This is a genomic window from Lapillicoccus sp. (genome assembly GCF_025353065.1).
GTDB lineage: Bacteria > Actinomycetota > Actinomycetes > Actinomycetales > Dermatophilaceae > Lapillicoccus.
Genome location: NZ_JANXRJ010000103.1, coordinates 24,160 through 50,623, shown reverse-complemented (window position 1 = coordinate 50,623; position 26,464 = coordinate 24,160). Strand labels below are relative to the sequence as shown.

Below are 26,464 nucleotides of genomic sequence, written 5' to 3'. Positions count from 1 at the left end.
CCGCGAGTCACGGTGTCGTGATTGCCTGCTCCAGCGTCCGGGCCGGGTGACCGGTGAGCCGGAGGACGTCGTCGGTGACCCGCGCGACCTCGCTGTCGCGGATGGAGGTGTAGGTCGAGACCCAGGCGTCGAGCTGCCACTGCTCCTGCGACCAGACGCGGCGGGACGCGTAGGCCTCCTCGACGGTCTCGTTGTGGAAGGTGTAGCTGCGGCCGAGGACGATGGACATCCGGGCGGCGGCCTCGGTCAGACTGACGGCCTCCGGCCCCGATAGCTCGTAGGTGGCGCCGACGTGAGCAGCGTTGTCGCGCAGGACAACTGCGGCGACGTCGGCGACGTCGTCCCGGGCCACCGCCGCGACCCGTCCGTCGCCGGCGGGCCCGCGGATGACGCCGTCCTCGCCGGCGAACACCGGGAAGAAGTCGCTGTAGAAGTTGTCACGCAGGAGGGTGAACGGCATACCGGTCTCGCGGATGGCGGCCTCGGCGTCGGCGTGGTCGCGCCCGAGGGTGAAGGCCGCGTCGGGGGAGGCGCCGAAGAAGCTGGTGTAGACGAGGTGGCCGACCCCGGCGTCGGCGGCCGCGGCAATGAAGGTGCGGTGCTGCGCGCGCCGGACGGGCGACTCGGCCGCCGAGACCATGAAGAGGACGTCGACCCCGCGCAGTGCGGCGACGGTGGCGTCGTGGTCGTCGTAGCTCGCCACGACGACCTGCCTGCCGGCGATCTGCTCAGGCGTCAGTCGGGAGGGGTCGCGGGCCACGAGGCGGGAGACGTCGGGGCCGAGCAGCCGGGCGACCCGGCCCCCGAGCCGGCCGGTGGCCCCGGTGAGGGCGAGCGTCGTCATGCCCTCATCCTGCTCTCCGGCACGGGCGCGGCATACCAGCGCGGGGGCTTGACCCCTGTGCCTCAGCGAAAAGTAGGTCAGCTCCGGGCCATGACGATGTGTGGGACTTGCCACAGCACGAGGCACGATGAGCTCTGGACAACCTGGTGCGGGGCTGTGATCCGATGGAAAGGCGGCGGGAGATCCGCCACGGCCCGGATTCCCGGGCCGACCTCGAGCTGAAACGGATGGTTCGTCTTGCCCACCACGTCCCACAGTCCTGTCGACCGCACCGGTGCGACCCCCGTTCGTCGACGTCGCTTCGGCCTGGGTGCCGCAGCGGTCGCCGTCGTCGGCGGCCTGGTCGGCGTGCTCCCGGCCGCGCCCGCATCGGCCGTCACCTGTTCGTCGATCGACGTCGTCTTCGCTCGCGGCACCGGTGAGCGGCAGGGCCTGGGAAGCGTCGGTGGCCCCTTCACCTCGGACGTGACGTCGGACCTGTCCGGGCGCAGCGTCTCGTCCTACGCGGTCGTCTACGCGGCCGCCACCAACCAGTCCAGTGCCGGAGCGGGATCCACCGACCTGGTCAACCACGTGCAGTCGGTCGCGGCGTCCTGCCCCGGCACGCGGTTCGTGCTGGGCGGCTACTCCCAGGGCGCGACGGTCGTCGACAAGGCGCTCGGCCTCCAGACCACCACCGGGGGAGCCGGCACCGTCCTTCCCAGTGCTCTCGCGCCGAAGGTCGCGGCCATCGTCGTGTTCGGCAACCCGCTGGGCCTGCAGCGACAGACCATCGAGACGGCCAGTGCCACCTACGGGGCGCGGGCCAAGTCCTACTGCAACACCGGTGACCCGGTCTGCGGCAACGGCAACAACTTCGCCGCCCACCTGCAGTACGTCTCCAACGGCAGCGCGGCGGCAGGCGCCCAGTTCGCGGCCACCAAGGTCACCGCCGGCTGATTCACCTCGGCGCGGCCGGGGACGGCGGTCGGACGCTCAGGGGACTGTCGACCGGCAGGTGTCCGGTATCAGACGAGGACGGCGGGACGAACCAGACTCGTGCCGGTCCTGCGTCCCCGGCGCTGCGCTTGCGCCTTCTGGAGCGAGACGGCGTCGCGGATCATGGAGGTGACAAGGCCGGGTTCGAACATCACCATCTCCCAGGTGAATCGGAGCACCAGCCAGTCGTCGAGGACGAGCCAGTCGTAGCGGCGGCAATCGCGGTCGAAGCCCTTGCGGGCGGCGTGGAACTCGAAGCTGTCGGCCTCGAGGACGATCCGCAGGTCCTCGTCGCCGAGATCGACCCGGATCCGTCCGCCGCTCGTCAGCCGGATGCGGTACTGCGGCTGTGCGGCGAGACCGGGCACCGAGGTCGCGATCGAACGCAGCACCGACTCGAAGGGGTTGGCCGCCCGGGCGTCACCCGCGGTCAGCACGGCAAGCACGCGTCGTCGACCGCGGTCGGGAAGGGATGCCGTGGTTGCTCGGATCTCTCTGTGCCGCAACCCAGTTCGCAGCGCCGAGTCGACAACGGCCAACGCCTCGTCGAAGGGCAGGTCCAAACAGCAGTCGACCACCGTCCGGGCGCGGGAGGTCACCCAGCCGTCGACCACCTCGGCCGGCTCGAGGTCGCGGTAGTGGAGGACGGCCGAGAGTTCGCTGTTGATACGCCGCTTGTATCGGATCGTCAGGTGGGGCAGCGGGGGCGTGGCCTTGACCGGCCAGCACCAGTGCGCAGCCGCGCTCGTGTGGCTGACGACGGCCGTGAGGCGAGATGCCGCACGCCGCGCCTCGTCGGCGGTGGGCAGCACGTATCGGCCGGTAGCGGTCCGCACGATCGTGCCGGCGTCCAGGGCCGCGCCGATCCGCCGCCAGTGGACGACCTGTCGCAGCTGCCGCCATGTCGCGACGCCGCCGAGGCGGGTCAGCACGTCGACGGGATCCATCCGTCGAGCCTGCCGTATGCCGCGCCCACGGCCCGGAAGTTCTCCACAGGGGACGCAGGACCGGCGCGTGCCTGGTTTGCGCCGGCGACTGGGTCACATTCCGGACTCGTGCCGGTCCTGCGTCCCTCGTCCCCACCCGTCGGTATGCCGCGTCAGGCCGGCCGGGCGCCCACGTCCGCGGCGACGGTGCTGCCGGCGGCTACCCCGGCGGTCAGGGCGGCAGCGGGGGAGCCGCCGGCGAGCCAGCTCGCGAGGAGCCCGGCGTTGAAGGCGTCGCCGGCTCCGGTGGAGTCGATGCAGGTGATGGCCGGGGCGTCGACGTGCTCGTCGCCGGTCGCGGTGAACCACCGGGCGCCGGCAGCGCCGTAGGTGACGACGACCGTGCCGACGTGCTCCAACGCCACCTCGGTCCCGCCCAGCGCCTCGATCTCGATCTCGTTCGGCAGCAACAGATCCACCCCGTCGACCCAACCGAGAAAGGCCTCGGGGCCGACCGCGGTCACGAGCTCGGCGGCCTGCGGGTCGACCGACGTCGTCCAACCGCGCTCGCGCGCCCCGGCGAGGGCGGCGAGCCCGGCTTCGCGCGACGACGGGTCGAAGAGGACGTAGCCGCTCAGGTGCAGGTGGGCCGGTCCGAGCGCCGCCGCGTCGAGGTCGACGTCGGCCGCGCCGAACGCCTTGTTGGCGCCGCGGTCGGACAGCATCGTCCGCTCGCCGGCATCGTCGACCAGGACGACGACCACGCAGGTCGGGAGCACCTCATCGACCGCAAAGATACAACGAACACCCAAGCGCTCCAACGCTCCTCGTGCTGCCGCACCCGTCTGGTCGGCACCGATCCGCGCGACGAGAGCGACATCGACGCCGTGCCGCGCGAGCCAGGCAGCGGTGTTGCCACCGGCGCCCCCCGGCACCAGTCTTATGTCGGAGGGCGACTCGCCGCCGGGCACGAGCGGCATACGCGGGCGGGTGAGCACGTCGATGCCGACGTCGCCCACGACCACGACCGGCCGGCTCGCCGACACCGGTGTCACCGGTCCTCCGCCTCCAGCTCCGCGAGCTCGACCGCGACCTCACCGGCGAGCGCGGCGTTGGACAGCACCAGCTCGACGTTGGCGCGCAGGCTCTCGCCACCGGAGCTGCTGTGGAAGAACTCCAGGAGCCGCGGCGTGACGTCCTTGCCGGTGACCCCCTCGCGGGCCAGGAGCGCGAGACCCTCGGCGACGAGCCGGTCGTGCAGCAGGGGGTCGACCTGCCGCCCCTCGGGTAGGGGATTGGCGAGCACGACGCCGGCAGAGTCGGTTCCGAGCAGCCGACGGGCGTGCGCGACTGCCGCGGCCTGTGCCGCGGAGTCGACCACCCACGGAGTCCGGTGGCCGGAGTCGGTGAGGTAGAAGCCGGGGAAGCGCGCGGTGCGGTAACCGAGGACGGGCACCGAGAGCGACTCGAGCATCTCGAGGGTGGCGGCGACGTCGAGGATCGACTTGACGCCGGCGCACACGACGAGCACCGGTGTCCTGGCGAGGGCCCCGAGATCTGCGGAGACGTCGAAGGTCTCCGCCGCGCCGCGGTGCACCCCACCGAGGCCGCCGGTGGCGAAGACCCGGATGCCGGCCCGGTGGGCGAGCGCCGCTGTCGAGGCGACCGTCGTCGCTCCCGTGCGCTTGAGCGCGACGGCCACCCCGACGTCGCGGATGCTCAGCTTGAGGACGTCGTCCTCGTGGCAGATCCGGTCGAGGTCGTCGTCGTCGAGGCCGATGTGCACAGCCCCGTCGAGCACGGCGATCGTCGCGGGCACAGATCCCGCGCCGCGGACCGCGTCCTCGATCTCGTCGGCGATCCGGCGGTTGTCGCCGCGGGGGAGGCCGTGAGCGAGGATCGTGCTCTCGAGCGCGACGACGCCGCGACCCTCGGCGAGGGCCTGGGCGACCTCGGCATGGACGAGGAAGGGGGCAGCGGCGACAGGGCTGGACATGCGCCGAGTATGCCGTGGAGCTGCCAGTCGTCGAAGCCGGTCACGTGTCCCCGTCGCCGAGTCCCAGGCCATCAGCACCGCCTCCCACTGACACCACCACCTCCGGCTCCGAGCGGGCGGTCCACCCCCGACTAACATCGAAAGCGTGACCCGCCCGCACCCGAGCCCCGCCGTGCCGACGACGTTCGAGGCCCTGGAGAGCGAGCTGATCGCCTTTCGCCGCGACCTGCACGCCCACCCCGAGCTGTCGCGCCGCGAGCACCGGACGACCGCCGCCGTCGCCGACCGGCTCGAGGCGGCGGGGTTCGCCGTCCGGCTGCTGCCGGTCTCGGGTCTGGTCGCCGACCTGGGGGCCGAGCACCCGGCATACCGGGTGGCGCTTCGGGCCGACCTCGACGCGCTGCCCGTGCCCGAGGCCACCGGCCTGCCCTTCACCTCGACCGTCAGCGGCGTCTGCCACGCCTGCGGCCACGACGTCCACACGAGTGCCGTCCTCGGCGCCGGCCTCCTCCTCAAGGCCCGCGAGGGCGAGCTGCTCGCCCGTGGCCTCGGCGTCCGCCTGGTCTTCCAGCCCGCCGAGGAGGTCATCCCCGGTGGGGCGCACGACGTCATGGAGGCGGGTGGTCTCGACGGCGTCGACCGGATCCTCGCCGTCCACTGCGACCCGACGATCGCCGTGGGGTCGGTCGGCCTCAAGGTCGGCGCCGTCACCGCCGCCGCCGACTCCGTCGAGGTCACGCTCACCGGTCGCGGTGGCCACACCTCGCGGCCGCACCTCACGCAGGACCTCACCTACGCGCTGGCCAAGGTCGTCACCGACGTGCCTGCCGCCCTGTCCCGCCGACTCGACCCGCGGGCCGGGGTCGCGCTGGTCTGGGGCAGCGTCCACGCCGGCGGCGCGGGCAACGTGATCCCCTCGATCGGCACGGCGACCGGCACCCTGCGGATGCTCGACGCCGAGGTGTGGAAGACGTCGGGCCCGATCCTCGAGCAGCTGATCCACGCCGTCGTCGCCCCCTATGCCGTGACCGCGCACGTCAAGCACGTGCCCGGCGTGCCGCCGGTGGTCAACGAGGGTCATGCGATCGAGGCGTTGCGGGCCGGCGTCCTCTCGGCCGGGGCGCTCGAGACCCCCACCGCGCAGTCCCTCGGAGGCGAGGACTTCGCGTGGTACCTCAGCTCCGTCCCCGGGGCCATGGCCCGGCTCGGCACCCGCACCCCCGGTGGGCGGACCTACGACCTCCACCAGGGCGACGTCGTCATCGACGAGCGCGCGATCGGGATCGGTGCGAAGGTCCTGGCGGGCGCCGCGCTCGCTGGCGGGACCCGCTGAGCCGTCCCGGTCGGCCGCCCGGGCGTGCGTGACAGACCTTCGGTCGCGGATCGGTAACGGTTGACCCCCGACCCCTCCGCAACTGTCCACGTAGTGGACACCGGGACGCTATGGTGCCGTCGTGGCGGCTCAGTGACGCCCCGAATATTCCGGGACCCAGAAGAGGAGAGCGCCGTGCGTTCATCGTTGAAGATCGTGGCGGGTGTCGCCGTGGCCGGGCTCGCCCTGGCCGGGTGCGGCAGCAAGCCGACTGACACCGCAGGCAGTGGCGCGTCGGCGACGGCCGCCGGCGCGAAGGTCAAGGCCTGCATCGTCCTCGACACCGGGGGCGTCGACGACAAGTCCTTCAACCAGTCCGCCTGGCAGGGCATGCAGGACGCGGCGAAGAAGGACCCTGCTCTCGAGGTCTCCTACATCCAGTCCCAGGGCAACTCGGACTACGAGCCCAACCTCACCAACAGCGTGAAGAACGGCTGCAAGGCGATCGTCTCCGTCGGCTTCAACCTCGCCGACGCGACGAAGAAGGTGGCGATGGCCAACCCGACGGTGCCGTTCGCCATCGTCGACTCCGGGTCCAACGCACCCAACGTCTACGGCATGAAGTTCGAGACGGCACAGTCCGGTTTCCAGGCCGGCTACCTCGCGGCCGGGCTCACCAAGACGGGCAAGGTCGGCACGTTCGGCGGCACGCTGCTCCCGCAGGCGGTGACCGACTACATGGATGGCTACCTCGACGGGGTGAACTACTACAACCAGCAGAAGGGCAAGACCGTCCAGGTCCTCGGCTGGAACGGCAAGACCGGCACGGCCGTCAGCCCGGACCCCAGCAAGGGCTTCAACGACAAGGGCACGGGTCGCTCCATCACCCAGCAGATGTTCCGCGCCGGCGCCGACGTCATCTTCCCGGTCGCGGGCGCCTCGGGGGAGGGTGCGCTGACGGAGGCCGAGGCCCAGGGCGGCAAGCTGACCATCTTCTGGGTCGACTTCCCGGGCTGCACCTTCTACCCGCAGGATTGCCCCAACATCGCGACGAGCGTGCTGAAGGGCATCCCCGATCGGATCGGCGCGTTCCTGGAGGGCGTCAAGTCCGGCAAGCCCCTCACCGGCACCTTCGACGGGACGCTGGCGAACGGCGGCACGGGCATCGACGGCTTCAACCAGTTCGACGCGAAGATCCCCGCCGATCTCAAGAGCGAGATCGCCACCATCAAGACGAAGATCATCTCCGGGGAGATCAAGCCGGCCACCCCCGGTCGCGGCTGATCCTGGACCAACCTCGGGCGAAGGCTCCTCCGCCGGTATGCCGCCTCGCCGTCACGTTCGCCTCGTCGCCCGTCCGGGCGGCGGGGCGAACGTGTCCTCCGACCCCCGTTCTGTGAGAGGTTGCACCCATGAGGCTGGAGCTCCGGGGCATCACGAAACGATTCGGAGCCCTCGTCGCGAACGACGCCATCGACCTCGTCGTCGAGCCGGCCGAGATCCATGGTCTGCTCGGGGAGAACGGCGCCGGCAAGAGCACGCTGATGAACGTGCTCTACGGGCTCTATGCACCGGACGAGGGCCAGATCGTCATCGACGGGAAGGCGGCGGTCTTCGCCGGCCCCGGTGACGCGATGGCTGCGGGCATCGGCATGGTGCACCAGCACTTCATGCTCATTCCCGTGTTCACGGTCCTGGAGAACATCATGCTGGGGCACGAGCGCTCCCGGGCCGGGCTCCTCGACGAGGCCGCCGCCCGCGCGGAGCTGGTGGAGGTGGCCGGCCGATACCACCTCGAGGTCGACCCCGACGCGCGGGTCGGGGAGCTCCCCGTCGGACTCCAGCAGCGGGTCGAGATCCTCAAGGCGATCATCCGCGGCTGCGACCTGCTCGTGCTCGACGAGCCGACCGCCGTCCTCACCCCGCCCGAGATCCAGGGCCTCTTCAGCATCATGCGCGAGCTGCGCGACCGCGGCACCTCGATCGTCATCATCACCCACAAGCTCAAGGAGATCCGGGCCATCGCCGACCGGGTCACCGTGATCCGTCGTGGCGCCGTCGTCGGCGAGGCCCTGCCCACCGACTCCGAGCAGACCCTGGCCTCGATGATGGTCGGCCGACCGGTGCTCCTGCGCGTCGACAAGCGGCCGGCGGCACCCGCGGAGGCCGTCCTCGAGGTCACCGACCTGCGTCTGGTCCAGCCCGACGGCCACGTGCCCGTGGACGGCGTCGACCTCACGGTCCGCCGGGGCGAGATCGTGGCGCTCGCGGGTGTCCAGGGCAACGGCCAGAGCGAGCTCACCGAGATCATCGTCGGGCTCGAGAAGCCGACGTCGGGGACGGTGCGGTTCAAGGGCGGCGTCGCCACGACGACCGACATCCACTCGATGCTCGACCAGGGCCTGGGCTACGCGCCCGAGGACCGCAGCCTCGACGGGCTGGTGGCCGATTTCACCATCGCCGAGAACCTCGTCCTCGACGTCGTCTCGAAGGCGCCCTTCTCCCACTCCGGTCGGCTCGACCTCGAAGCCATCCAGGACAACGCCGGGGCCAAGATCGCCGAGTTCGACGTGCGCACCCCGTCTCCCACCGCCACCGCGTCGACGTTGTCGGGAGGAAACCAGCAGAAGGTCGTCCTCGCGCGCGAGATGTCGCGCGACCTCGACCTGCTCGTCCTGGCCCAACCCACCCGAGGACTCGACGTCGGGTCGATCGAGTTCGTCCACCGTCGGGTCATCGAGGCGCGTGACGCGGGGGCCGGGGTGCTCCTCGTCTCCTCCGAGCTCGACGAGGTCCTCAGCCTCGCGGACCGCATCCTCGTCATCTACCGCGGGGGGATCATCGCCGAGTTCCCGGCCGGCTCGTCGGCCGACGAGGTCGGGCTCGCCATGGCCGGCACGACGGCCGGCTCGGCGCCCGCCGCTCCCTTCCCCTCCGAGAGCGAGGCTTCATGAGCACGTCGACCACACCGGCCGCCGCCCCCGAGGTGGCCGAGCCGCCGGTCAAGTCCTCGACTCCGGCCGCCCCGGCGGGGTCGTCGGTGTGGCGCGAGATCCTGACCGGGCTGCTGGCCGTCGTGCTCGCCCTCGTGGTCGCCGCGGTCATCATCTGTCTCGCCGATCCGGCGGTCCGCGCGGCCGCGGCATACTTCTTCGCCTCACCGGGCGACCTGTTCGCGGCGGCGTGGCACGCCGTCGGCCCGGCCTACGGCTGGCTCTTCCGCGGTTCCATCGTCGACCCGGCGACGTTCTCGTCGGGGAGCGCGACGGAGATCCTCGGCTCGATCTCCGAGACCCTCGTGTATGCCGGCCCCGTCACCCTCGCCGGTCTGTCGGTCGCGATCGCCTTCCGCTCCGGCCTGTTCAACATCGGCGGCCAGGGCCAGGTCGTCATCGGGGCGGCAACGGCGGGTTTCGTCGGTTTCACCCTCGACCTGCCGTGGCCCATCCAGGTGCCCCTCGTGCTGCTCGCCGGGATGATCGGCGGCGCGGTCTGGGGCGGCATCGCGGGCGGGCTCAAGGCGCGCACCGGCGCCCACGAGGTCATCACGACGATCATGCTCAACTACATCGGCGTCAACGTCCTCGCGCTGCTGCTGTCGGTGCGCTGGTTCCAGGCGCCCCCGTTCACCGACGCGATCTCACGAACGGTCAACCCCGGAACCAAGTATCCGCGCCTGTTCGGCAGCTCGCTGCGCGCCAACATCGGCATCCTCGTCGTCGTCGCCCTGTGCGTGGTCGTCTGGTACATCCTCGAACGGACCACCCTCGGGTTCCGCCTCCGCGCGATCGGCATCAACCCGGCTGCCGCCCGCACGGCCGGGATGTCCGTCGGTGGAGGCGCGGTCTGGGCCATGGTCCTCGCCGGAGCCCTCTGCGGGGCAGCAGGTGCCGCCCAGATCATGGGACCGAGCGACCAGGTCGTCGGGGGCATCGACAACGGCGTCGGGTTCGACGGCATCACCGTCGCGCTGCTCGGCCGGGGGAAGCCGGCCGGCGTCCTCGCCGCAGGACTCCTCTTCGGCGCGCTGCGCGCGGGTGGGCAACGGATGGCCTCCCAGACCGGGACCCCGGTCGACCTCGTCTCGGTGGTGCAGGCACTGACGGTGCTCTTCATCGCCGCGCCGGCCCTGATCCGGACGGTCTTCCGGATGCGGGCCGAGGGCAGCAGCCTCGGCCAGACCGCCGCGAAGGGGTGGTGACGATGACGCTCGAGCTGACTCCCGAGGAGACCCGGGTCCCCGTCGTCGAGGCTCCCCGGCCCGTCCGCAACCTCGCGATCGGAACGGGTTCGTGCGCGGTCCTCTGCCTCCTGCTCGGTCTGGGCGCCGGAGACTCCGGCCGGTCCAGCCTGCGCCTGAACTCACCCGGCGACTACGTCTCGATCCCCCTGATCACCGTCCCGACCACCCTGACCGCGATCGTGCTCGCCGTCCTCGTCGCGGCCGTCACGGCATACCTCGTCGCCCGTCGTCCTGCGGGGCGGGTGCGGGCCCTGTGCACGTGGTTCGCCGTCGTCGCCGTCATCCTCGCCTTCCTGCTCTGGGCGGCGAGCGGCGACCCCAACGCCCAGCTCGACGCCGTGGGGCTGCTCCAGGCGACCATCTTCCTGGCCGTGCCCATCGTCCTCGGCGCGATGGCCGGCACCGTGTCCGAGCGCAGCGGCATCGTCAACGTCGCCATCGAGGGCCAGATGCTCGGGGCCGCCTTCCTCGCCGCGCTCGTGGGCACGGTCGCGCACAGCCTCGTCGCCGGCACGATCGCCGGGGTCGTCGCCGGCGTCCTCGTCGGCGCCCTGCTCGGCACGTTCGCGATCCGCTACCAGGTCAACCAGGTGGTGCTCGGGGTCGTCATCAACCTCCTCGTCCTCGGCCTCACGACCTACCTCTACTCCCGGCTGCTCCAGCAGGACTCCGCCGGCCTCAACCAGCCGGGCACCGTCCAGCCGCTCACCATCCCGGTGCTGTCGAGGATCCCGATCATCGGTCCGGTGCTGTTCGAGGCCAATCTCCTGGTCTACCTCGCCGTCGTCGTGGTCGTCGTCCTCAACCTGATGCTGTTCCGCAGCCGGTGGGGCCTGCGGACGAGGGCGGTCGGCGAGCACCCGCGGGCCGCGGACACCCTGGGCATCAACGTCACCCGGCTGCGGTTCCGCAACTCGCTCCTCGCCGGCGGCATCGCCGGGCTCGCCGGTGCCTACGTGAGCATCGGGTCCGTGGGGGGGTTCGGCATCAACATGACGGCCGGCCGCGGCTTCATCGCCCTCGCCGCCGTCATCTTCGGGCGCTGGACCCCGCTCGGGGCGATGGGTGCGGCGATCCTCTTCGCTTTCACGTCCGCGCTGAACACCGCGCTCTCCTTCATCGGGACACCGCTGAGCATCCCGTCCCAGATCCTCGGGTCCCTGCCCTACCTCGTCACCCTGCTCGTCGTCGCCGGTGTCGTCGGTCGCAGCCAGTCGCCCGCCGCCGACGGCGTGCCCTACTCGGGCCGATGAGGATGCCGACGTGACGCGGTCGGACCAGATCGACTGGGCTGCCCTGCGAGACAAGGCGATCGAGGCGATGCTCCAGGCTTATGCTCCCTACTCCCACTTCCCGGTCGGCGTCGCCGGCCTCGTCGACGACGGGCGGGTCGTCGTCGGCTGCAACGTCGAGAACGCGGCATACGGGGTGACCCTCTGCGCGGAGTGCGGCATGGTGTCGCAGCTGCACGTGACGGGCGGCGGCCGGCTCGTCGCCGTCGCGTGCGTCGGAGGGGATGGCGAGCCGCTGATGCCCTGCGGGAGGTGCCGGCAGCTGCTGTGGGAGAACGGTGGGCCCGACTGCCTGCTGCAGACCCCCGAGGGTGTGCGGACGATGGCGGACGTGCTGCCGCAGGCCTTCGGGGCGGACGACCTCGACGCGGCCGGCCGACGGCGGCCTCCGCCGGCCTGACCCCTTCCCGACAGGGCAGGTCCGGCCTGAGCTGTCCGACTCCTGAGGGAGCCGAACAGCCGGTTCGGTCGTCCCACCGGTGGTCATACACTGGGACGTCGTGCCCGGTGGGTCCGCACCGGGCGCACTCGGACGTCCATTCCAGGGGGAAGGAACCACGATATGAGCACGCCTCCGGGGCCGGCAGGGCCTGCGCTGCCGCCCCCACCGTCCACGCGCTTCCCCAAGGGGGGCAGCGCCACGCGTCGGCGTCCGGCGATGATCGGGCTCGCGGTGCTGCTCATCGTGGGCGGCGCAGCCGTGGCCGGGCTGCTCGCGGTGCGGATCGACAGCCGTGAGCCGGTGCTCGTCGCGTCGCACGCCATCGCCGTCGGCCAACCCATCACCGCCGACGACCTCGCGGTGCAGCGGGTCGCCGGGGACGGGCTCTCCGTCCTCCCGGCCACCACGGCGAACAGCCTGATCGGCTCCTTCGCGTCGCAGAACATCCCCCAGGGTCGTCTGCTCGACCAGCAGATGTTCACCAGCCAGGGATTCCTCAGGAAGGGCGTGGTCGCCGTCGGTGTGGCGATCGGTTCCGGTCGGATGCCGGCAAGCGGTCTCTCCACGGGCGACACGGTCGAGGTCGTGCAGGTCGTCGAGGGCAAAGCCACGGTCCTCGTCGAGAACGCGGTCGTGTCGCGCGGCCCCTCGGCCGATGCGAGCGCGGGCGGCGGGTCCTTCCTCGGTGGTGGTGGGTCGTCGGCGGGCTCGTCCAACGGTGGGATCGCCACCCTCATCGTGACGCCCGACGTCGCGCCAGCCGTCGCAGCGGCGTCGGCCGCCAACCAGATCGCGGTCATCCTCATCACGCGTGGCGGCAGCTGACGTGGCGTTGTTCTCCGTCTGCACGGCGAAGGGCTCACCGGGGGTCAGCACCGTCGCAGCCGCCATGGCGATGACCTGGGACCGCCCGACCCTGCTGGCCGACCTCGACACCTCGGGCGGAGACATGGCGATCCGCTACCGCGACGAGCAGTCGCGTCCGCTGCTCGCGGACCGGGGGCTGATGTCCCTCGCGTCGTCGTTGCGACGGGGGACCGAGGGGGGATCGGTCGAGCCGCACGTGCAGCGCATCGCCGGCGGGCCGGCGGTGCTCGCCGGGGTCACCCGACCGGAGCAGGTCGCCGCGCTGGGAGCGAGCTGGCAGCACATCGCCGTAGCCCTCGCGGCCATCGCCGAGGTCGACGTCATCGCCGACTGCGGCCGGATCGTGCCGCAGACCGCCGTGATGCCGGTCCTCGCGGCGTCGAGCGCCGTCCTCGTGCTCACCCGACCCACGGTCGAGGAGCTCTACCACCTGCGCGAGCGGCTGTCGGGGATCATCGAGCAGCTGACCGCGCGCGAGGCCCTCGGTGTCCCCATCGGCGTGGCGGTCGTCACGGACGAGCGCGACCGCGCCAGCACCGGTGAGATCCATCGGATCCTCGACCAGGCGCGCCTCGATGTCAGCGTGGTCGGCCAGATCGCCGTCGACTCCAAGGCGGCCGGCCGGATGCGCTACTCGCTCGAGGCGTTGCCGACGAAGTCGCTGTTCGTGCGGTCCGTGGCCGCGGTCGGGCAGTCCCTGCGGGACCTCGCTGCGCGCCGCGCCGCGCAGCTCGCCTGAGGTCGACCGCCCCACGTCCACGACAGCCAGTCAGTCCCGACCAGGAAACGAGAGAGGAGAGCACGATGGACCAGCTGATCGTCCGGCGACTCCGTGAAGAGGTCGCCGACACCCTGACCCGGCAACGGCGTGAGGACTCCGCCGCCGGTGTCGGGCTGATGAACGCCGAGGACGAGCGCCAGTTCGCCCGCGCCGTCATCGCGCGCACCCTCGAGTCCTACGCGCGCACCGAGATGGCGGGCGGCCGCACGCCTCCGACGCTCGAGGACGAGGCCGAGCTGTCCGAAGGCATCCACGCCGCGCTCTTCGGGGTCGGCCGGCTGCAGCCGCTGCTCGACGACCCGATGGTCGAGAACATCGACATCAACGGCTGCGACCAGATCTTCGTCGGCTTCGCGGACGGCCACGAGGAGCGCCCGGCGCCGATCGCCGACAACGACGAAGAGCTCATCGAGCTGGTGCAGGTGCTCGCGGCATACTCCGGGCTCTCGAGCCGTCCGTTCGACACCTCGAACCCCCAGCTCGACCTGCGGCTGCCGGACGGCAGCCGGCTGTCGGCGGTCATGGGCGTGACCGCGCGGCCGGCCCTCTCCATCCGCCGCGCCCGCCTCAGCCGCGTCTCGCTCGACGACCTCGTCCGCAACGGCTCGATGACCCTCGAGATCGCCGAGTTCCTCTCGGCCGCGGTCCGGGCCCGGAAGAACATCATGATCGCGGGCGCCACCAACGCCGGCAAGACCACCCTGCTGCGGGCCCTGGCCAACGAGATCCCCCCGTCGGAGCGGCTGATCACCGTCGAGCGTGCCCTCGAGCTCGGGCTCGGGGAATACGAGGACCTGCACCCCAACGTCGTCTCCCTCGAGGAGCGGCTGCCCAACTCCGAGGGCCAGGGGTTCATCGGGATGGCCGAGCTGGTCCGCCGCTCGCTGCGGATGAACCCCAGCCGGGTCATCGTCGGCGAGGTGCTCGGCGACGAGATCGTGACGATGCTCAATGCGATGAGCCAGGGCAACGACGGGTCGCTCTCGACGATCCACGCCAACAGCTCGCTCGAGGTCTTCAACCGCATCTGCACCTACGCCATCCAGTCGGCCGAGCGGCTCCCGGCCGACGCGGCGAGCATGCTCATCGCGGGGGCGATCGACTTCGTCCTCTTCGTCGAGCGGATCAACTCCTTCGAGTCGGGCGGTGGCCTCCGCCGGGTCGTCACCTCCATCCGCGAGGTCAACGGCGTCGACGAGCGCGTCCTGTCGAGCGAGGTGTTCGCCCTGGGACCCGACGGCGAGGCCCATCCCGCGGCGGCGATCTCGTGCCTCGACGACCTCATGCGGGTCGGGTATTCCGGTGCGGCACCGGGGGTCTACCGGTGAACACCTCCGCGGACTCCCTCGTCGTGGTCGAGATGGTGGGGCTCGGCGCCCTCGTCGGCCTGGGGATACTCCTCGCGGTCCTCGGGATCACGCCCGTGCCCCCGAAGGCGGCCGGAGCATCCGTGCTCGGGCCGGACCTGCGGCGGCTGGCGACCCGCATCGGGCGGCGGATCCCGATCGCCGTCGGTGTCGGCCTGCTCATGCTCCTGATGACGCGTTGGCCGGTGCTGGCCGTGGCCGCCGCGCTCCTCGTCTTCTTCTGGAACGCCCTGGTCGGTGGGGCCTCCAGCGAGCGCAACGCCTACGCCCGGCTCGAGGGGCTCGCCGCCTGGACCGAGTCGCTCCGGGACACCATCGCGGGCGCGGTCGGGCTCGAGCAGGCAATCCCGGCATCGGCCGAGGCGGCCTCCCCGGCCATCCAGAAGTCGGTCACCGATCTCGCGGACCGCCTCCGGGTCCGGGTCTCGCTCAACACGGCCCTGAACCGGCTGGCGGCGGACCTCGACGACCCGACCGCCGACCTCGTCGTCGCCGCACTGCTGCTCAACGGCAAGCTGCGCGGACCGGGTCTGCGTGACGTGCTGAGCTCGCTGGCCCGCAGTGTCCGCAGCGAGCTCGAGATGCGCGGCCGCATCATGGCGAGCCGTCGTAGCACCCGTCGCAGCGTGCAGATCGTCGTCGGCATCACCGCCTTCGCCGTCCTCGGGCTCAGGCTGCTCAACCCCGGCTTCGTCGAGCCCTACGGCACCGTCACCGGTCAGGCCGTCCTCCTGTTCATCGTCCTCATCTTCGCCGCCGGCCTGCTCTGGCTGCGGCGACTGTCGGCGTTCGAGCTCCCCGACCGCTTCCTCCACCTCGGTACCCAGGAGGGCGCGACGTCGTCGGCGTCGTCCCCGACCTCACCGAGAAGGGGGCGCCGGTGATCACCTTCGTCATCCTCTTCGGCGCGGTGGCCGGTGTCGGCTTCTTCCTGCTCGTCTCCCTCCTCGACCAGCGACCCGTCTCCGGTGCCTCCGCGCTCGCCCGCCTCGACCTCGACCGGCAGCGCTTCCGTCGCGACTCCGTCCTCTCGGTGGACGACCGCTTCACGGGAGAGTCGCTGCGGCTGCGCCGGATCGGTGCCCAGGTGCGGGAGGTCATGGAGGCGCGCGGGGTCCGGCTCCCCCCGTCCGTCCGCGCCGACCTCGCGATGACCCTGCGCTCGGTCGAGAACCACATCGCCACGAGCCTCGTCTGCGGGGTCATCGGGATCGCCGTCCCGGTCGCCCTGGGCATCGTCCTCGTCGCGATGGGCGTCACCGCGGTCGGGTTCGTGCCGCTGTGGGGCGCACTGCTGCTCGGCCTTCTCGGACTGGTCCTGCCGACGCTCCAGCTGCGGGGGACGGCGGCCGACCGGCGGCGCGACTTCCGGCACGTCATCAGCTCGTTCCTCGACCTCGTGGCGATGAACCTGAGCGGCGGTCGCGGTGTCCCCGAGGCCCTCGACACCGCCGCCGGGATCTCCAGCGGGTGGGGCATGCTCCTCATCCGGGACACCCTCCGGACGGCGCGGCTGCAGGGCGTCACGCCGTGGGCGGCGTTGGGACAGCTGGGTAACGAGCTGCAGATCGACGAGCTGCGCGACCTCTCCGCCGCGCTCGGCCTGGTGGCCGAGGATGGGGCCAAGGTGCGCGACTCGCTGTATGCCCGGGCCGACTCGATGCGGCAGCGCGAGCTCGCCGAGGCCGAGGGTCGGGCGCAGGCGCGGTCCCAGTCGATGCTCGTCGCCCAGCTGCTGCTGTGTGTAGGGTTTCTTACCTTCCTGACGTACCCTGCCATTGCACGAGTTCTCAGCAGCGGCCTGTGAGTGACCTGCCGAGGACGAGTGCTCAATCTCGGGAACCGCTGGGGAGCAGGGCCCGTCAGATGACCGGAACAGCCCGAAAAGACACCACAAGGGGAGCTCATGTTTTTTCTTCACGCCGGGCCGGCTCAGGTCCTCGAACTGTTCGTCCGCCGTCGCGTCGACCGGGCCCGTGCCCTCGGTGCGGCCGGCGACCGTGGGGCCTCCGCGGTCGAGTGGGTGATCATCACCTCGGTGCTGGTCATCCTCGTCGGGATCGTCAGCAAGGTCCTCTACGACAAGATCACCTCCGCCGCCGCCAACATCACGGTGACGCCGCCCGTACCCGCCGCCCCCTGATCGGGTGCTGATGACCGGGGGGTTGGCAGCGGCAGCACGGCGGGCACGATCCGGGAGACTCCGACGGAGTGACTCGGGCGCGAGCTCGATCGAGCTGTTGTTCTACACGCCGATGCTGATGTTCGTCATCTTCATCACCGTGCAGTTCGCGCTGTTCTACCTCGGTCACCAGGTCGTCTCGTCGACCGCCCGAGAGGCTGCCCGGGTGCTGCGCACGGGGGGAACCCCCGCGCAGGCCCAGCAGCAGGCGATCGACTACGCGAAGAAGATCGGCAACGGGCTCGTCACGGACGTCGTCATCCAGCAGCAGGCGGCTCCGGCGCTCACCGTCCGTGTCGAGGTGACGGCGAAGCCGCTCTCCCTCGTGCCGATCCCGCAGCTGGAGAACATCTCGGCCGTTTCGCAGGGGCCGGTCGAGCAGTTCCGGCCCGACAACTGAAACGACGATGACCGAGACCATGGTCATCACCGATCACGCAGATCACGCAGGAGGGGGAGTGGCGATGGCGCTGTCGGTCGGACGACGCTCGGGCACCCACGTCCTTCGTCGTGGCTCCTCCCTCTCCGGATGTGGGTCGCGTCGACCCCTCCGCTGCGCGGGTCGACGGGACGGCGGGTCGATGGCCGTGGAGGTCGTCATCCTCGTGCCCCTCCTCTTCGCCTTCGTGCTGCTCATCGCCGCTGGCGGCCGTCTGGTCCTGCGTCAGGGCGACGTCGACTCCGCCGCTCGCGACGCCGCTCGTGCCGCGTCACTGGCCCGCTCGTCCGGGGAGGCACAGGGAGCAGCGGCCAGTGCCGTCTCGGCGTCGATGGGCGCGACCTCCTGCCCGGCCGCCGTCGACACCTCCGACTTCGTCGCCGGCGGTAGCGTCACCGTCCAGATCTCCTGCGTGATCACCTATGGCGACCTCGGGCTCGTCGGCCTCCCCGGCTCGACCACCGTGCGGGGCACCAGCGTCGCGCCCCTCGACCAGTTCCGCAGGACGGGGACGCCATGATGCAGCACGGTCGGCACCGAGGCCCCGCCTCCCGTCCTGGTGCTCCCGCAGTCGTGCGCACCGTCCGTCGCGTGCGCCGTGGGCGGCGCGACGACGGCTCGATGAGCGTGTTCGTCATCGGGCTGTCCGTCGTCCTCTTCGGCGTCGCCGGTCTCGCCATCGACGGGGGACGCGTCATCAACGCGAAGGACCGTGCCTTCGACGTCGCCGAGCAGGCCGCGCGCGCCGGGGCGCGCCAGATCGACGTAACCACGCTGCGCAGCACCGGCCGGGTCGTGCTCAAGCAGGCGGACGCCCAAGCGGCGGCGGCGGACTACGTCACGAAGAACTCCGGCTACACGCTCGACGGACCCACCCAGATCACCGCCACCACGGTGACGGTCTCGCTCAAGGCGACGATCCCGACCACGCTGCTGTCCCTCGTCCACATCGACACCATCGACATCGCGGGCACAGCGACGGCCAGCGCGGTCACCGGAATCAACGGAGCAGTCCCATGACCCAGAGGCCCCAGGCACCGAACCCGACGCGCCCCTCCGGACGGAAGATCACCCCCGGCCGTAAGCGCGGGTCCTCAGCCGCCGACGCCTCCGGCCCCGTCGGCGCCAGTGGCCCGCAGCGTTTCCGGCAGGCCGCGCCCGAGGACGACCGACCGTCCGTCCTGCGTCGCCTCCTGTCGCTCGTCGCGCTCCTGGCCATCGTCGTCGGGGTGCCGGTGCTCCTGCTGTGGCTCTCCGGTCGACCCCCCATCCCGACCCGTCTGCCCACCCGTGACGACCTCACCCAGCACCTCGGGGTCGAGCAGCTGCTCGTCGTCCTCGTCGCCGTCGTCTGGCTGGCGTGGCTGCAGTTCGTCGTCTGCCTCATCGTCGAGCTCTTCTCGGCGGTCAACCACCACGGCGTCCCGAGGCCGGTCCCGTTCTCCGGGCCGTCGCAACGGCTCGCCCGCATGCTCATCGGCGGCGTCCTGCTGAGCTCGGTCGTCCTGGGTCAGGTCGCCGCCGTCACCGGAGCCCTCAGTGACGCCACCCCGGCGCGGCCGTCGACGACCATCTCCGCCCTGGCGCCGGGGGACACGACCTCAGCCGGCCCCGTGACGATGGGCCCCCGCGCGCCCGATATCCCCGCGAGCACCGGTGCCGCCTCGGCCATCCCGGCCTCGACCGCTACCTCGTCCTCCGACGTCGCCGGCAAGAAGGTCTACGTCGTCGAGCCCCCGCGCGGGCACCACCACGACAGCCTGTGGGAGATCGCCGAGAAGCACCTGGGCGACGGACGCCGCTACAAGGAGATCTACGCCCTCAACGAGGGTCGCGTCCAGCCCGGCGGCGGCACCCTGCACCTCGCAAAGCTCATCCAGCCGGGCTGGGAGCTGGTCATGCCGGACGACGCCGTGGGCGTCGGCCGCGTGCCCGTCACCCCGCCGCCCGCCCGGCAGGCCGTCTCCGCGCCCATGCCCGACCTGCATCCCTCGACCACGGCCCCGACGGGCACGACGGGCACGACCACCCCGACGGGCACGACGGCTCCTGCGGTGCAGGCGTGGGCCCCCCAGGGCAGCTCGGTGACCGGGGTCGGCTTCCTGCCTACCGCACCGGTCCCGGACAACGCGCCCGCGACTGCGCCATCGCCGGACCTGGCGCCCCCGTCAGCGCCCGGCCGACCCGACCAGGGCTCGATGTCCCCCGTCCAGCCGGTCAACCCGTTGGTCGCCAGCCTGGCCACCGGTGGCACCTTCGCCGCCTGCATCCTGTTGGCCCTGATGCGCCAGCGCCGCCGCAACGGCGGTGGCTCGAGCCCGTCGGCCCTGGGCGTCTCCGCGGAGGTCGGGTTGCGCGTCGGGGCGGACCTCGAGCGCGCGCGGTGGATCAACCTGGCGCTCCGTCTGCTCGCCGCCCGCTGCGCCGCCTCGCTCACCGTGCCGCCCCAGATCTTCGCTGCGCGGGCGACGGACGACGTGGTCACCCTGATGCTCATCCAGCCGCGTCCGGCGGCGCCCGAGCCGTGGCGCGCCGAGGACGACGGGGCGACGTGGACCCTGCGACGCCACGACCTCGGGCGGTCCTCGACGTCGGCCGGGGTCGCGGCATACCCCGGTCTCGTGGCCCTCGGCCGCGACGGCTCCGGCGCCGATCTGCTGATCGACCTCGAGGCCGCGGCCGGGCCGATCCGGCTCGTCGGTGACGCGACCATCGCCGAGCAGGTCGCGATCGCCCTCGCGATCCAGCTGGCCACCCAGCCGTGGTCCGACGGCGTCAAGGTCTCAGCCGTGGGGCTTCCGCCGGAGATCGAGCAGCTCAGCGCCGGTGTCATCGACACGACGCCCGACCTCGCCGGTCTCGCGGAGCGCTTCGAGATCCGTCCTGCGGTCGCGGGGGACGAGACCCTCACCCGCCGCCTCGCGCGCGGAGCCGACGGTCCGGCGGAGTATGCCGTGCTCGCCGCTCCCGTCGCGCCCGAGCTGCTCGCTCGGCTCGCACTGATCACCTCGGGCCCCCGCCGGGCCGTCGGCCTCGTCGGGGTCGGCGACATCCCCGACGCGTCGTGGGAGCTCGTGGTCGACGAGGCCGGGATGCTCACCACCTCGGTCCTCGGGGTGACCCTCGAGGCCTACCGCGTCAGTCGCGAGGCCCTGTCGGCCGTCGCGCAGCTGTTCGGCGCGGCCGAGAGCGTCCCCCACACCCCCGACCGCGTGGGACTCGCTGCCGTCCCGATGTCGCCGCTGACGACCGACGACGGGGCGTTCGCCGTGACCGAGGCCCGGGTCGGCTTCCTCGGCCCGATCACCGTCCGCGCTCCCGGGCCGATCGACCCCGGCGCCCGGCCGCTGGCCGAGGAGATCATCGCCTACCTCGCCGCCCACCCCGGCGGCGTGCACCCCGCTGTGCTCGCCGGCGCGATCTGGCCCCGCGGCGTGAGCCAGTCGGTCTTCACCGCCACCCTCGTGCGGGTCCGCGACTGGCTGGGCGCCGGCCCCGACGGGCTCGCCCGGCTGCGCGTCGACGGGGGCGGGCGCTACTCCCTGGGCGGCGGCGTCGCCTGCGACTGGCACGCCTTCTGCACCCTCGTCGACCGCGCCAAGGGCACCAACGGCCGCATCGCCGAGGGCGAGAACCTCCGGCGGGCCCTGCGGCTCGTCCGGGGCGAACCGTTCGAGGGCCGCGCCGACGGGCACTACTCCTGGCTGGCCGGGCTCGCGCTCGAGCGCTCGATCGTGCGCAGCGTCGTGGGCGTCGCGCATCGGCTCGTCGAGCTCGCCCGTGAGGCGGGGGACGCGCAGGGGGCTGCGGCCGCAGCGGGCGGCGGGCTGCGGCTCGCCCGCACCTCGCAGGTGCTGTGGCGGGACGTGCTCGAGGTCGAGCAGCAGCGCGCCGGCATCGAGGCCGTCCGCGAGGCGGTCGACGAGATGAGCCGCACCCTCGCGGCATACGACGTGCCGTTGGAGGGCGAGACCGAGGCACTCGTGACCCACCTGCTCGGCACGCGGACCCCGGCCTCCGCCTGACCCACCCCCGCGCGCCACCCCCTCCTCGTTCCGAACACACGTTTTATCAAGTCCGGTGGCCTCCGGGGCCCGAGAACTTGGTAAAACGCGTGTTTGGAACGAGGAGGGCTCCGGACCCGTCCGACATGATGGGGGCGTGAGCGAAGCGAACGAAGCCTTCGATGCCGTCGACGTCATCGTCACCAAGCGGGGGCGTGGCGAGCTGTCAGACCCCCAGATCGACTGGGTCATCGACGCCTACACGCGCGGCGTGGTCGCCGACGAGCAGATGTCGGCGCTCGCGATGGCCATCCTCCTCAACGGGATGACCCGCCCGGAGATCGCCCGCTGGACCGCCGCGATGATCGCCTCGGGCGAGCGGATGGACTTCAGCAGGCTCTCCCGGCCGACCTCCGACAAGCACTCGACCGGTGGCGTCGGTGACAAGATCACGCTGCCGCTGGCGCCGCTCGTCGCGGCCTGCGGGGTCGCTGTGCCCCAGCTGTCCGGGCGCGGCCTGGGTCACACCGGGGGCACCCTCGACAAGCTCGAGTCGATCCCCGGCTGGCGCGCCTCCCTCACCACCGAGCAGATGCTCGCGCAGCTCGAGGGGGTCGGCGCGGTCATCTGCGCCGCCGGCGACGGCCTCGCCCCGGCGGACAAGAAGCTCTACGCCCTGCGCGACGTCACCGGCACCGTGGAGTCGATCCCGCTCATCGCGAGCTCGATCATGAGCAAGAAGATCGCCGAGGGCACCGGCGCGCTCGTCCTCGACGTCAAGGTCGGGTCGGGAGCGTTCATGAAGGACGTCGCCTCGGCCCGCGAGCTCGCCGAGACGATGGTGGCGCTCGGCACCGACGCCGGCGTGCGCACGGTCGCCCTCCTCACCAACATGCAGACCCCGCTCGGGCTGACGGCCGGCAACGCGCTCGAGGTGCGCGAGTCGGTGGAGGTGCTCGCCGGCGGCGGCCCGCCGGACGTCGTCGAGCTGACCCTCACCCTCGCGCGCGAGATGCTCGCGGGCGCCGGTCGCGGGGACGTCGACCCGGCCGACGCGCTCGCGGACGGTCGGGCGATGGACGTCTGGCGCGCGATGATCCGCGCGCAGGGCGGGGACCCCGGGGCGACGCTCCCGACCGCCCGCGAGACCCACGTCGTCATAGCGCCGGCCGACGGGGTCCTGACCTCGCTCGACGCGTTGAAGGTCGGGGTCGCGGCGTGGCGGCTCGGGGCCGGTCGGGCTCGCAAGGAGGACCCCGTGCAGGCCGGCGCCGGCATCGAGATGCACGCCAAGCCCGGCGCGTCCGTGCGCGGCGGGCAGCCGCTGCTGACTCTCCACACCGACACCCCGGAGCGGTTCGAGCGCGCGCTCGAGGCGCTCGACGGGGCCTTCTTCATCGCTCCCGAGGGGTCGCGGCCCGACCTGCTCCCGCTGGTCATCGACCGGGTGGGTTGAGGCGCCCTGAGGCGGGGGGTGGGCGGAGACGATCTGAGCGGCAGGGCGGCATACCGGGGTCACTAGGGTGAGCGGATGAGCGTCTCGACCCCGCCCACCATCCTGACGACGGACCCTCCCACGGAGGAGGTCCTGCGGCGCGCCCCCAAGGTCCTGCTGCACGACCACCTCGACGGCGGGGTGCGCCCGCAGACCATCATCGAGCTCGCCGAGCGGATCGGGTATGCCGGGCTGCCGGCCACCGAGGCGAGCGCCCTGGGTCGGTGGTTCCGCGACAGCGCGGACTCCGGGTCGCTGCCGCGCTACCTCGAGACCTTCGACCAGACCCTCGTGGTGATGCAGACGCAGGAGGGGCTCTTCCGCATCGCCAGCGAGTGCGTCCAGGACCTCGCGGCCGACGGCGTGGTCTACGCCGAGAGCCGCTATGCCCCCGAGCAGCACCTCACCGCGGGCCTCACCCTGGAGGAGGTGGTCGAGACGGTCAACGCGGGGTTCCGCGACGGGGAGCGGCTCGCCGCCGAGGCCGGTCGCCCGATCCGGGTCGGCGCCCTGCTCACCGCGATGCGGCACGCCGCCAACAGCCGCGAGATCGCCGAGCTGGCGGTGCGCTACCGCGACCGCGGGGTCGCGGGCTTCGACATCGCGGGCGCGGAGGCCGGCTATCCGCCCACTCGCCACCTCGCGGCCTTCGAGTACCTCCGCCGCGAGAGTGCCCACTTCACGATCCACGCCGGCGAGGCCTTCGGGCTGAAGAGCATCTGGGAGGCGATCCAGTGGTGCGGCGCCGACCGCCTCGGCCACGGGGTGCGGATCGTCGACGACATCACCGTCGAGGGCGTGCCCTTCCCGGAGTGGCTGGCGGCCGCGACGGCGCGCGGCCTGACCTCGCTCGAGGACGTCGACCTCGGCGACGTCTATCTCGGGCTCCTCGCCGCCTACGTCCGCGACACGCGGATCCCGCTGGAGATGTGCCCGAGCAGCAACATCCAGACCGCGGCGGCCAGTTCCGTTGGCCTGCACCCGATCTCGCTGCTCAAGCGGCTGCGGTTCCGGGTCACCCTCAACACCGACAACCGGCTGATGAGCGGGACGACCATGACGCGCGAGGCGTCGCTGCTGACCGCCGAGGCCGGCTGGGACCTCACCGACCTGCGCTGGGTGAGCATCAACGCGATGAAGTCGGCCTTCCTCCCCTTCGACGTCCGGCTCGACCTCATCGACACCGTGATCAAGCCGGGGTATGCCGCCCTGGGCCTCGGGCGGTGAGACCGGAGAGAGGCACGCGGCATACCGGAACGAGGGGTTTACTTTGCCGAGCGGCCTGTGGGGTCAGCCGATCTCGTCGGGGACGGTGAGCCGTCGCCGCAGGGTGGCGTCGCGGCCGAGCCGCTCGAGGTCACGTCGGCGACGGTCGGCGATGACGGCGGCCAGCACGTATTCCGGGTGGTTGCCGGCCGGCGGAGGCGGGGAGACGTAGAGGCTCATCTCGTCGAGGAGTGCTCGACCCATCGACTCGCGGGCCTCGGGAGTCATCGCGCGGGCCGCCGGCAGGAAGGTGCGGACGGCCATCGCGAGCTGGTCCGGGAGTGGGCTGATGTCGGCGGTCATCGCCCACGTCGCGAGCTGCGGCGGCATCAGGGCCGGGGGCGGGAGCTGCGCGATGACGCGGTCCCGTACGACGTAGGTGCCCGCGACGATGTCACCGAGCCGCTTGCCTCGCCGGTTGACGATGCTGCAGACGACCGCGGGGATGCCCGAGAAGAGATAGACCTCGACGACGCCGAGCAGCCCGCGCGCAAGGGCGTGCCGGAAGGTGATCGGTCCGGCGTCGTCGCGCACGGTGCGCAGCCCGACGGCGAGCTTGCCGACGCTGCGCCCCCGGGTCAGGGTCTCGACGGTGACGGGGTAGACGACCCACGCGAAGACGACGCCGATGAGGGACACCGCGCTGGCCAGGGCGCCGTCGAGCTGGGCGGCCAGCGCCGCGCCGGCGATGGCGAAGCCGAAGGCAACCGCCCACACGATGACGTAGTCGATGAAGCCGGAGAGCATCCGCGGCCCGATCGAGGCGGGCGGCAGGTCGAGGGCGACGGCTTCGCCGGTGACGAGGTCGTCCTCGCCGACACCGATGGTCGCGCTGCTCATGCCCCCCCTGCCTCGATCTGCCTTCGGGCGGTGAACCGCCGCTGTCGACAAGGATAGTCGCCACCGGCGGCGGGCACACAGCATACGATCAGGGGGTGGATCTCGACGCCTATGTCCTTGCGCACCAGCACGAGTGGGGCCGCCTCGACGCCCTCTCGTCGAAGCGCGGCAAGCTCAGTGGCGCGGAGGGGGACGAGCTGCTCGACCTCTATCAGCGGGTTGCGACGCACCTGTCGGAGATCCGGACGCGCTCGCCCGAGCCGACCCTCGTCGCCCACCTGTCCTCGCTGCTCGCGAAGGCGCGGCTGCGCTCGGTCGGCACCCGCACCCTGAGCTGGGACGACGTCGTGAGGTTCGTCGTCTCGACCTTCCCGGCGGCGCTCTATCGCACCCGCCGCTGGTGGATCTCGACCCTCGTGGTCAACGTCGTGGTCGCGTTCGTCATCGGGGCCTGGTTCGTCGCGAACCCGCGCTTCGAGTCGGCGCTGATGTCGCCGCAGGAGGTCGACCAGCTGATCAACAACGACTTCTCGAGCTACTACAGCGAGTATGCCGCGGGCAGCTTCGCCTTCAAGATCTGGACCAACAATGCGTGGGTTGCCGCCCTCTGCATAGCTTTCGGCGTGCTGGGGCTCCCCGTCATCTACCTGCTCTTCACCAATATCCTCAACGTCGCGCTGATCGGCGGGCTGATGTGGGCGCACGGCAAGGCGTCGCTGTTCTTCGGCCTCATCCTGCCGCACGGGATGCTCGAGCTGACCGCCGTCTTCGTCGCCGCCGGGGTGGGGCTGAAGATCTTCTGGGGCTGGGTGGAGCCCGGGCCCCGCACCCGCGTGCAGGCCATCGGGGAGGAGGGGCGCGCCGCGATGTCGGTCGCCCTCGGGCTCGTCGGCGTCCTGTTCGTCACCGGGGTGATCGAGGCCTTCGTCACGCCGTCGCTGCTGCCGACCTGGGCGCGGATCGGCGTCGGCGTGGTCGCCGAGGCCGCCTTCTTCACCTACGTCTTCACCCTCGGTCGGTGGGCCGTCCGTCGCGGCGAGACCGGCGACGTGGCGGCGCGCGACCGCGGCGACCTGGCGCCGGTCGCCTGAGCCAGCCCTTCCTCGTTCCGAACACACGTTCTGCTCAATCCGGGGGCTCCGGAGCACGCGAAATTTGACAGAACGTGTGTTCGGAACGAGGTCAAGGAG

Annotated in this window: 25 protein-coding genes; 20 read left to right on the top strand and 5 right to left on the bottom strand. The window is 71.9% G+C overall.

The features are described from left to right. Window positions 1-7: 7 nt before the first annotated feature. On the bottom strand, window positions 8-844 hold the full coding sequence (locus Q0R63_RS08405; RefSeq protein ID WP_295696260.1) for an SDR family oxidoreductase: 837 nt from the start codon (window positions 842-844) through the stop codon (window positions 8-10). A gap of 237 nt (window positions 845-1,081) precedes the next feature. Here Q0R63_RS08405 and Q0R63_RS08400 point away from each other — a divergent pair, with 237 nt between their 5' ends. Then, a complete protein-coding gene (locus Q0R63_RS08400; RefSeq protein WP_295696258.1) occupies window positions 1,082-1,783 on the top strand; it encodes a cutinase family protein in 702 nt (233 codons plus the stop codon). A 68-nt stretch (window positions 1,784-1,851) separates the two neighbouring features. On the opposite strand, the gene Q0R63_RS08395 is transcribed toward Q0R63_RS08400, so the two are convergent. The 3 genes from Q0R63_RS08395 to Q0R63_RS08385 all read right to left on the bottom strand — a co-directional run bounded on the left by Q0R63_RS08395 (window position 1,852) and on the right by Q0R63_RS08385 (window position 4,744). Further along, window positions 1,852-2,769, bottom strand: coding sequence for a hypothetical protein (locus Q0R63_RS08395; protein ID WP_295696256.1), 918 nt, complete (start codon window positions 2,767-2,769; stop codon window positions 1,852-1,854). A 152-nt stretch (window positions 2,770-2,921) separates the two neighbouring features. Then, entirely contained in the window at window positions 2,922-3,803 is an 882-nt protein-coding gene (locus tag Q0R63_RS08390) for a PfkB family carbohydrate kinase (protein ID WP_295696254.1), read from the bottom strand. Further along, window positions 3,800-4,744 (bottom strand): pseudouridine-5'-phosphate glycosidase, encoded by a 945-nt coding sequence (locus Q0R63_RS08385; protein WP_295696252.1) that lies wholly within the window; start codon window positions 4,742-4,744, stop codon window positions 3,800-3,802. Before Q0R63_RS08385 ends, Q0R63_RS08390 begins: the two co-directional genes overlap by 4 nt. Before the next feature lie 145 nt (window positions 4,745-4,889). On the opposite strand from Q0R63_RS08385, the gene Q0R63_RS08380 reads away from it, so the two are divergent. From Q0R63_RS08380 to Q0R63_RS08295, 18 genes are all read left to right on the top strand, one after another. Continuing rightward, on the top strand, window positions 4,890-6,077 hold the full coding sequence (locus Q0R63_RS08380) for an amidohydrolase (RefSeq protein WP_295696250.1): 1,188 nt from the start codon (window positions 4,890-4,892) through the stop codon (window positions 6,075-6,077). A 174-nt stretch (window positions 6,078-6,251) separates the two neighbouring features. Next, window positions 6,252-7,340 (top strand): BMP family ABC transporter substrate-binding protein, encoded by a 1,089-nt coding sequence (locus Q0R63_RS08375; RefSeq protein ID WP_295696247.1) that lies wholly within the window; start codon window positions 6,252-6,254, stop codon window positions 7,338-7,340. A gap of 128 nt (window positions 7,341-7,468) precedes the next feature. Then, window positions 7,469-9,010, top strand: a complete 1,542-nt coding sequence (locus Q0R63_RS08370) for an ABC transporter ATP-binding protein (RefSeq protein WP_295696245.1) — start codon at window positions 7,469-7,471, stop codon at window positions 9,008-9,010. Continuing rightward, entirely contained in the window at window positions 9,007-10,257 is a 1,251-nt protein-coding gene (locus Q0R63_RS08365; protein ID WP_295696243.1) for an ABC transporter permease, read from the top strand. The genes Q0R63_RS08370 and Q0R63_RS08365 overlap by 4 nt, the downstream gene beginning before the upstream one ends. 2 nt (window positions 10,258-10,259) lie before the next feature. Beyond that, complete coding sequence (locus tag Q0R63_RS08360) at window positions 10,260-11,552, top strand: ABC transporter permease (protein ID WP_295696240.1); 1,293 nt, start codon at window positions 10,260-10,262, stop codon at window positions 11,550-11,552. Between the two features lie 10 nt (window positions 11,553-11,562). Then, window positions 11,563-11,991 (top strand): cytidine deaminase, encoded by a 429-nt coding sequence (locus tag Q0R63_RS08355; RefSeq protein ID WP_295696238.1) that lies wholly within the window; start codon window positions 11,563-11,565, stop codon window positions 11,989-11,991. Between the two features lie 162 nt (window positions 11,992-12,153). Next, window positions 12,154-12,858: an SAF domain-containing protein gene (locus Q0R63_RS08350; RefSeq protein WP_295696236.1), complete on the top strand. Its 705-nt coding sequence runs from the start codon at window positions 12,154-12,156 to the stop codon at window positions 12,856-12,858. Then, on the top strand, window positions 12,845-13,639 hold the full coding sequence (locus Q0R63_RS08345) for a hypothetical protein (protein ID WP_295696234.1): 795 nt from the start codon (window positions 12,845-12,847) through the stop codon (window positions 13,637-13,639). The genes Q0R63_RS08350 and Q0R63_RS08345 overlap by 14 nt, the downstream gene beginning before the upstream one ends. 65 nt (window positions 13,640-13,704) lie before the next feature. Continuing rightward, the gene (locus tag Q0R63_RS08340) at window positions 13,705-15,009 is read left to right on the top strand and encodes an ATPase, T2SS/T4P/T4SS family (protein WP_295696232.1); all 1,305 of its coding nucleotides are present in this window, start codon (window positions 13,705-13,707) and stop codon (window positions 15,007-15,009) included. After that, window positions 15,006-15,932 carry a type II secretion system F family protein gene (locus tag Q0R63_RS08335; protein WP_295696230.1) on the top strand — a complete coding sequence of 309 codons (927 nt, stop codon included), beginning with the start codon at window positions 15,006-15,008 and terminating at the stop codon, window positions 15,930-15,932. Before Q0R63_RS08340 ends, Q0R63_RS08335 begins: the two co-directional genes overlap by 4 nt. Beyond that, the gene (locus Q0R63_RS08330) at window positions 15,929-16,855 is read left to right on the top strand and encodes a type II secretion system F family protein (protein ID WP_295696228.1); all 927 of its coding nucleotides are present in this window, start codon (window positions 15,929-15,931) and stop codon (window positions 16,853-16,855) included. Before Q0R63_RS08335 ends, Q0R63_RS08330 begins: the two co-directional genes overlap by 4 nt. Before the next feature lie 99 nt (window positions 16,856-16,954). Then, window positions 16,955-17,191 (top strand): hypothetical protein, encoded by a 237-nt coding sequence (locus Q0R63_RS08325; RefSeq protein WP_295696226.1) that lies wholly within the window; start codon window positions 16,955-16,957, stop codon window positions 17,189-17,191. A gap of 10 nt (window positions 17,192-17,201) precedes the next feature. Continuing rightward, the gene (locus Q0R63_RS08320) at window positions 17,202-17,630 is read left to right on the top strand and encodes a TadE/TadG family type IV pilus assembly protein (RefSeq protein WP_295696409.1); all 429 of its coding nucleotides are present in this window, start codon (window positions 17,202-17,204) and stop codon (window positions 17,628-17,630) included. Between the two features lie 7 nt (window positions 17,631-17,637). Beyond that, complete coding sequence (locus Q0R63_RS08315; protein WP_295696224.1) at window positions 17,638-18,189, top strand: TadE/TadG family type IV pilus assembly protein; 552 nt, start codon at window positions 17,638-17,640, stop codon at window positions 18,187-18,189. Between the two features lie 71 nt (window positions 18,190-18,260). Next, window positions 18,261-18,689, top strand: a complete 429-nt coding sequence (locus Q0R63_RS08310) for a Tad domain-containing protein (protein ID WP_295696221.1) — start codon at window positions 18,261-18,263, stop codon at window positions 18,687-18,689. After that, window positions 18,686-21,694 carry a hypothetical protein gene (locus Q0R63_RS08305; RefSeq protein WP_295696219.1) on the top strand — a complete coding sequence of 1,003 codons (3,009 nt, stop codon included), beginning with the start codon at window positions 18,686-18,688 and terminating at the stop codon, window positions 21,692-21,694. The genes Q0R63_RS08310 and Q0R63_RS08305 overlap by 4 nt, the downstream gene beginning before the upstream one ends. A gap of 136 nt (window positions 21,695-21,830) precedes the next feature. Beyond that, window positions 21,831-23,129 (top strand): thymidine phosphorylase, encoded by a 1,299-nt coding sequence (locus Q0R63_RS08300; protein ID WP_295696217.1) that lies wholly within the window; start codon window positions 21,831-21,833, stop codon window positions 23,127-23,129. Window positions 23,130-23,204: 75 nt separating this feature from the next. Beyond that, window positions 23,205-24,395 (top strand): adenosine deaminase, encoded by a 1,191-nt coding sequence (locus Q0R63_RS08295; RefSeq protein ID WP_295696215.1) that lies wholly within the window; start codon window positions 23,205-23,207, stop codon window positions 24,393-24,395. Window positions 24,396-24,458: 63 nt separating this feature from the next. On the opposite strand, the gene Q0R63_RS08290 is transcribed toward Q0R63_RS08295, so the two are convergent. Next, complete coding sequence (locus tag Q0R63_RS08290) at window positions 24,459-25,274, bottom strand: RDD family protein (protein ID WP_295696213.1); 816 nt, start codon at window positions 25,272-25,274, stop codon at window positions 24,459-24,461. A gap of 95 nt (window positions 25,275-25,369) precedes the next feature. Here Q0R63_RS08290 and Q0R63_RS08285 point away from each other — a divergent pair, with 95 nt between their 5' ends. Continuing rightward, on the top strand, window positions 25,370-26,365 hold the full coding sequence (locus Q0R63_RS08285; RefSeq protein WP_295696211.1) for a stage II sporulation protein M: 996 nt from the start codon (window positions 25,370-25,372) through the stop codon (window positions 26,363-26,365). Window positions 26,366-26,464 lie beyond the last annotated feature (99 nt).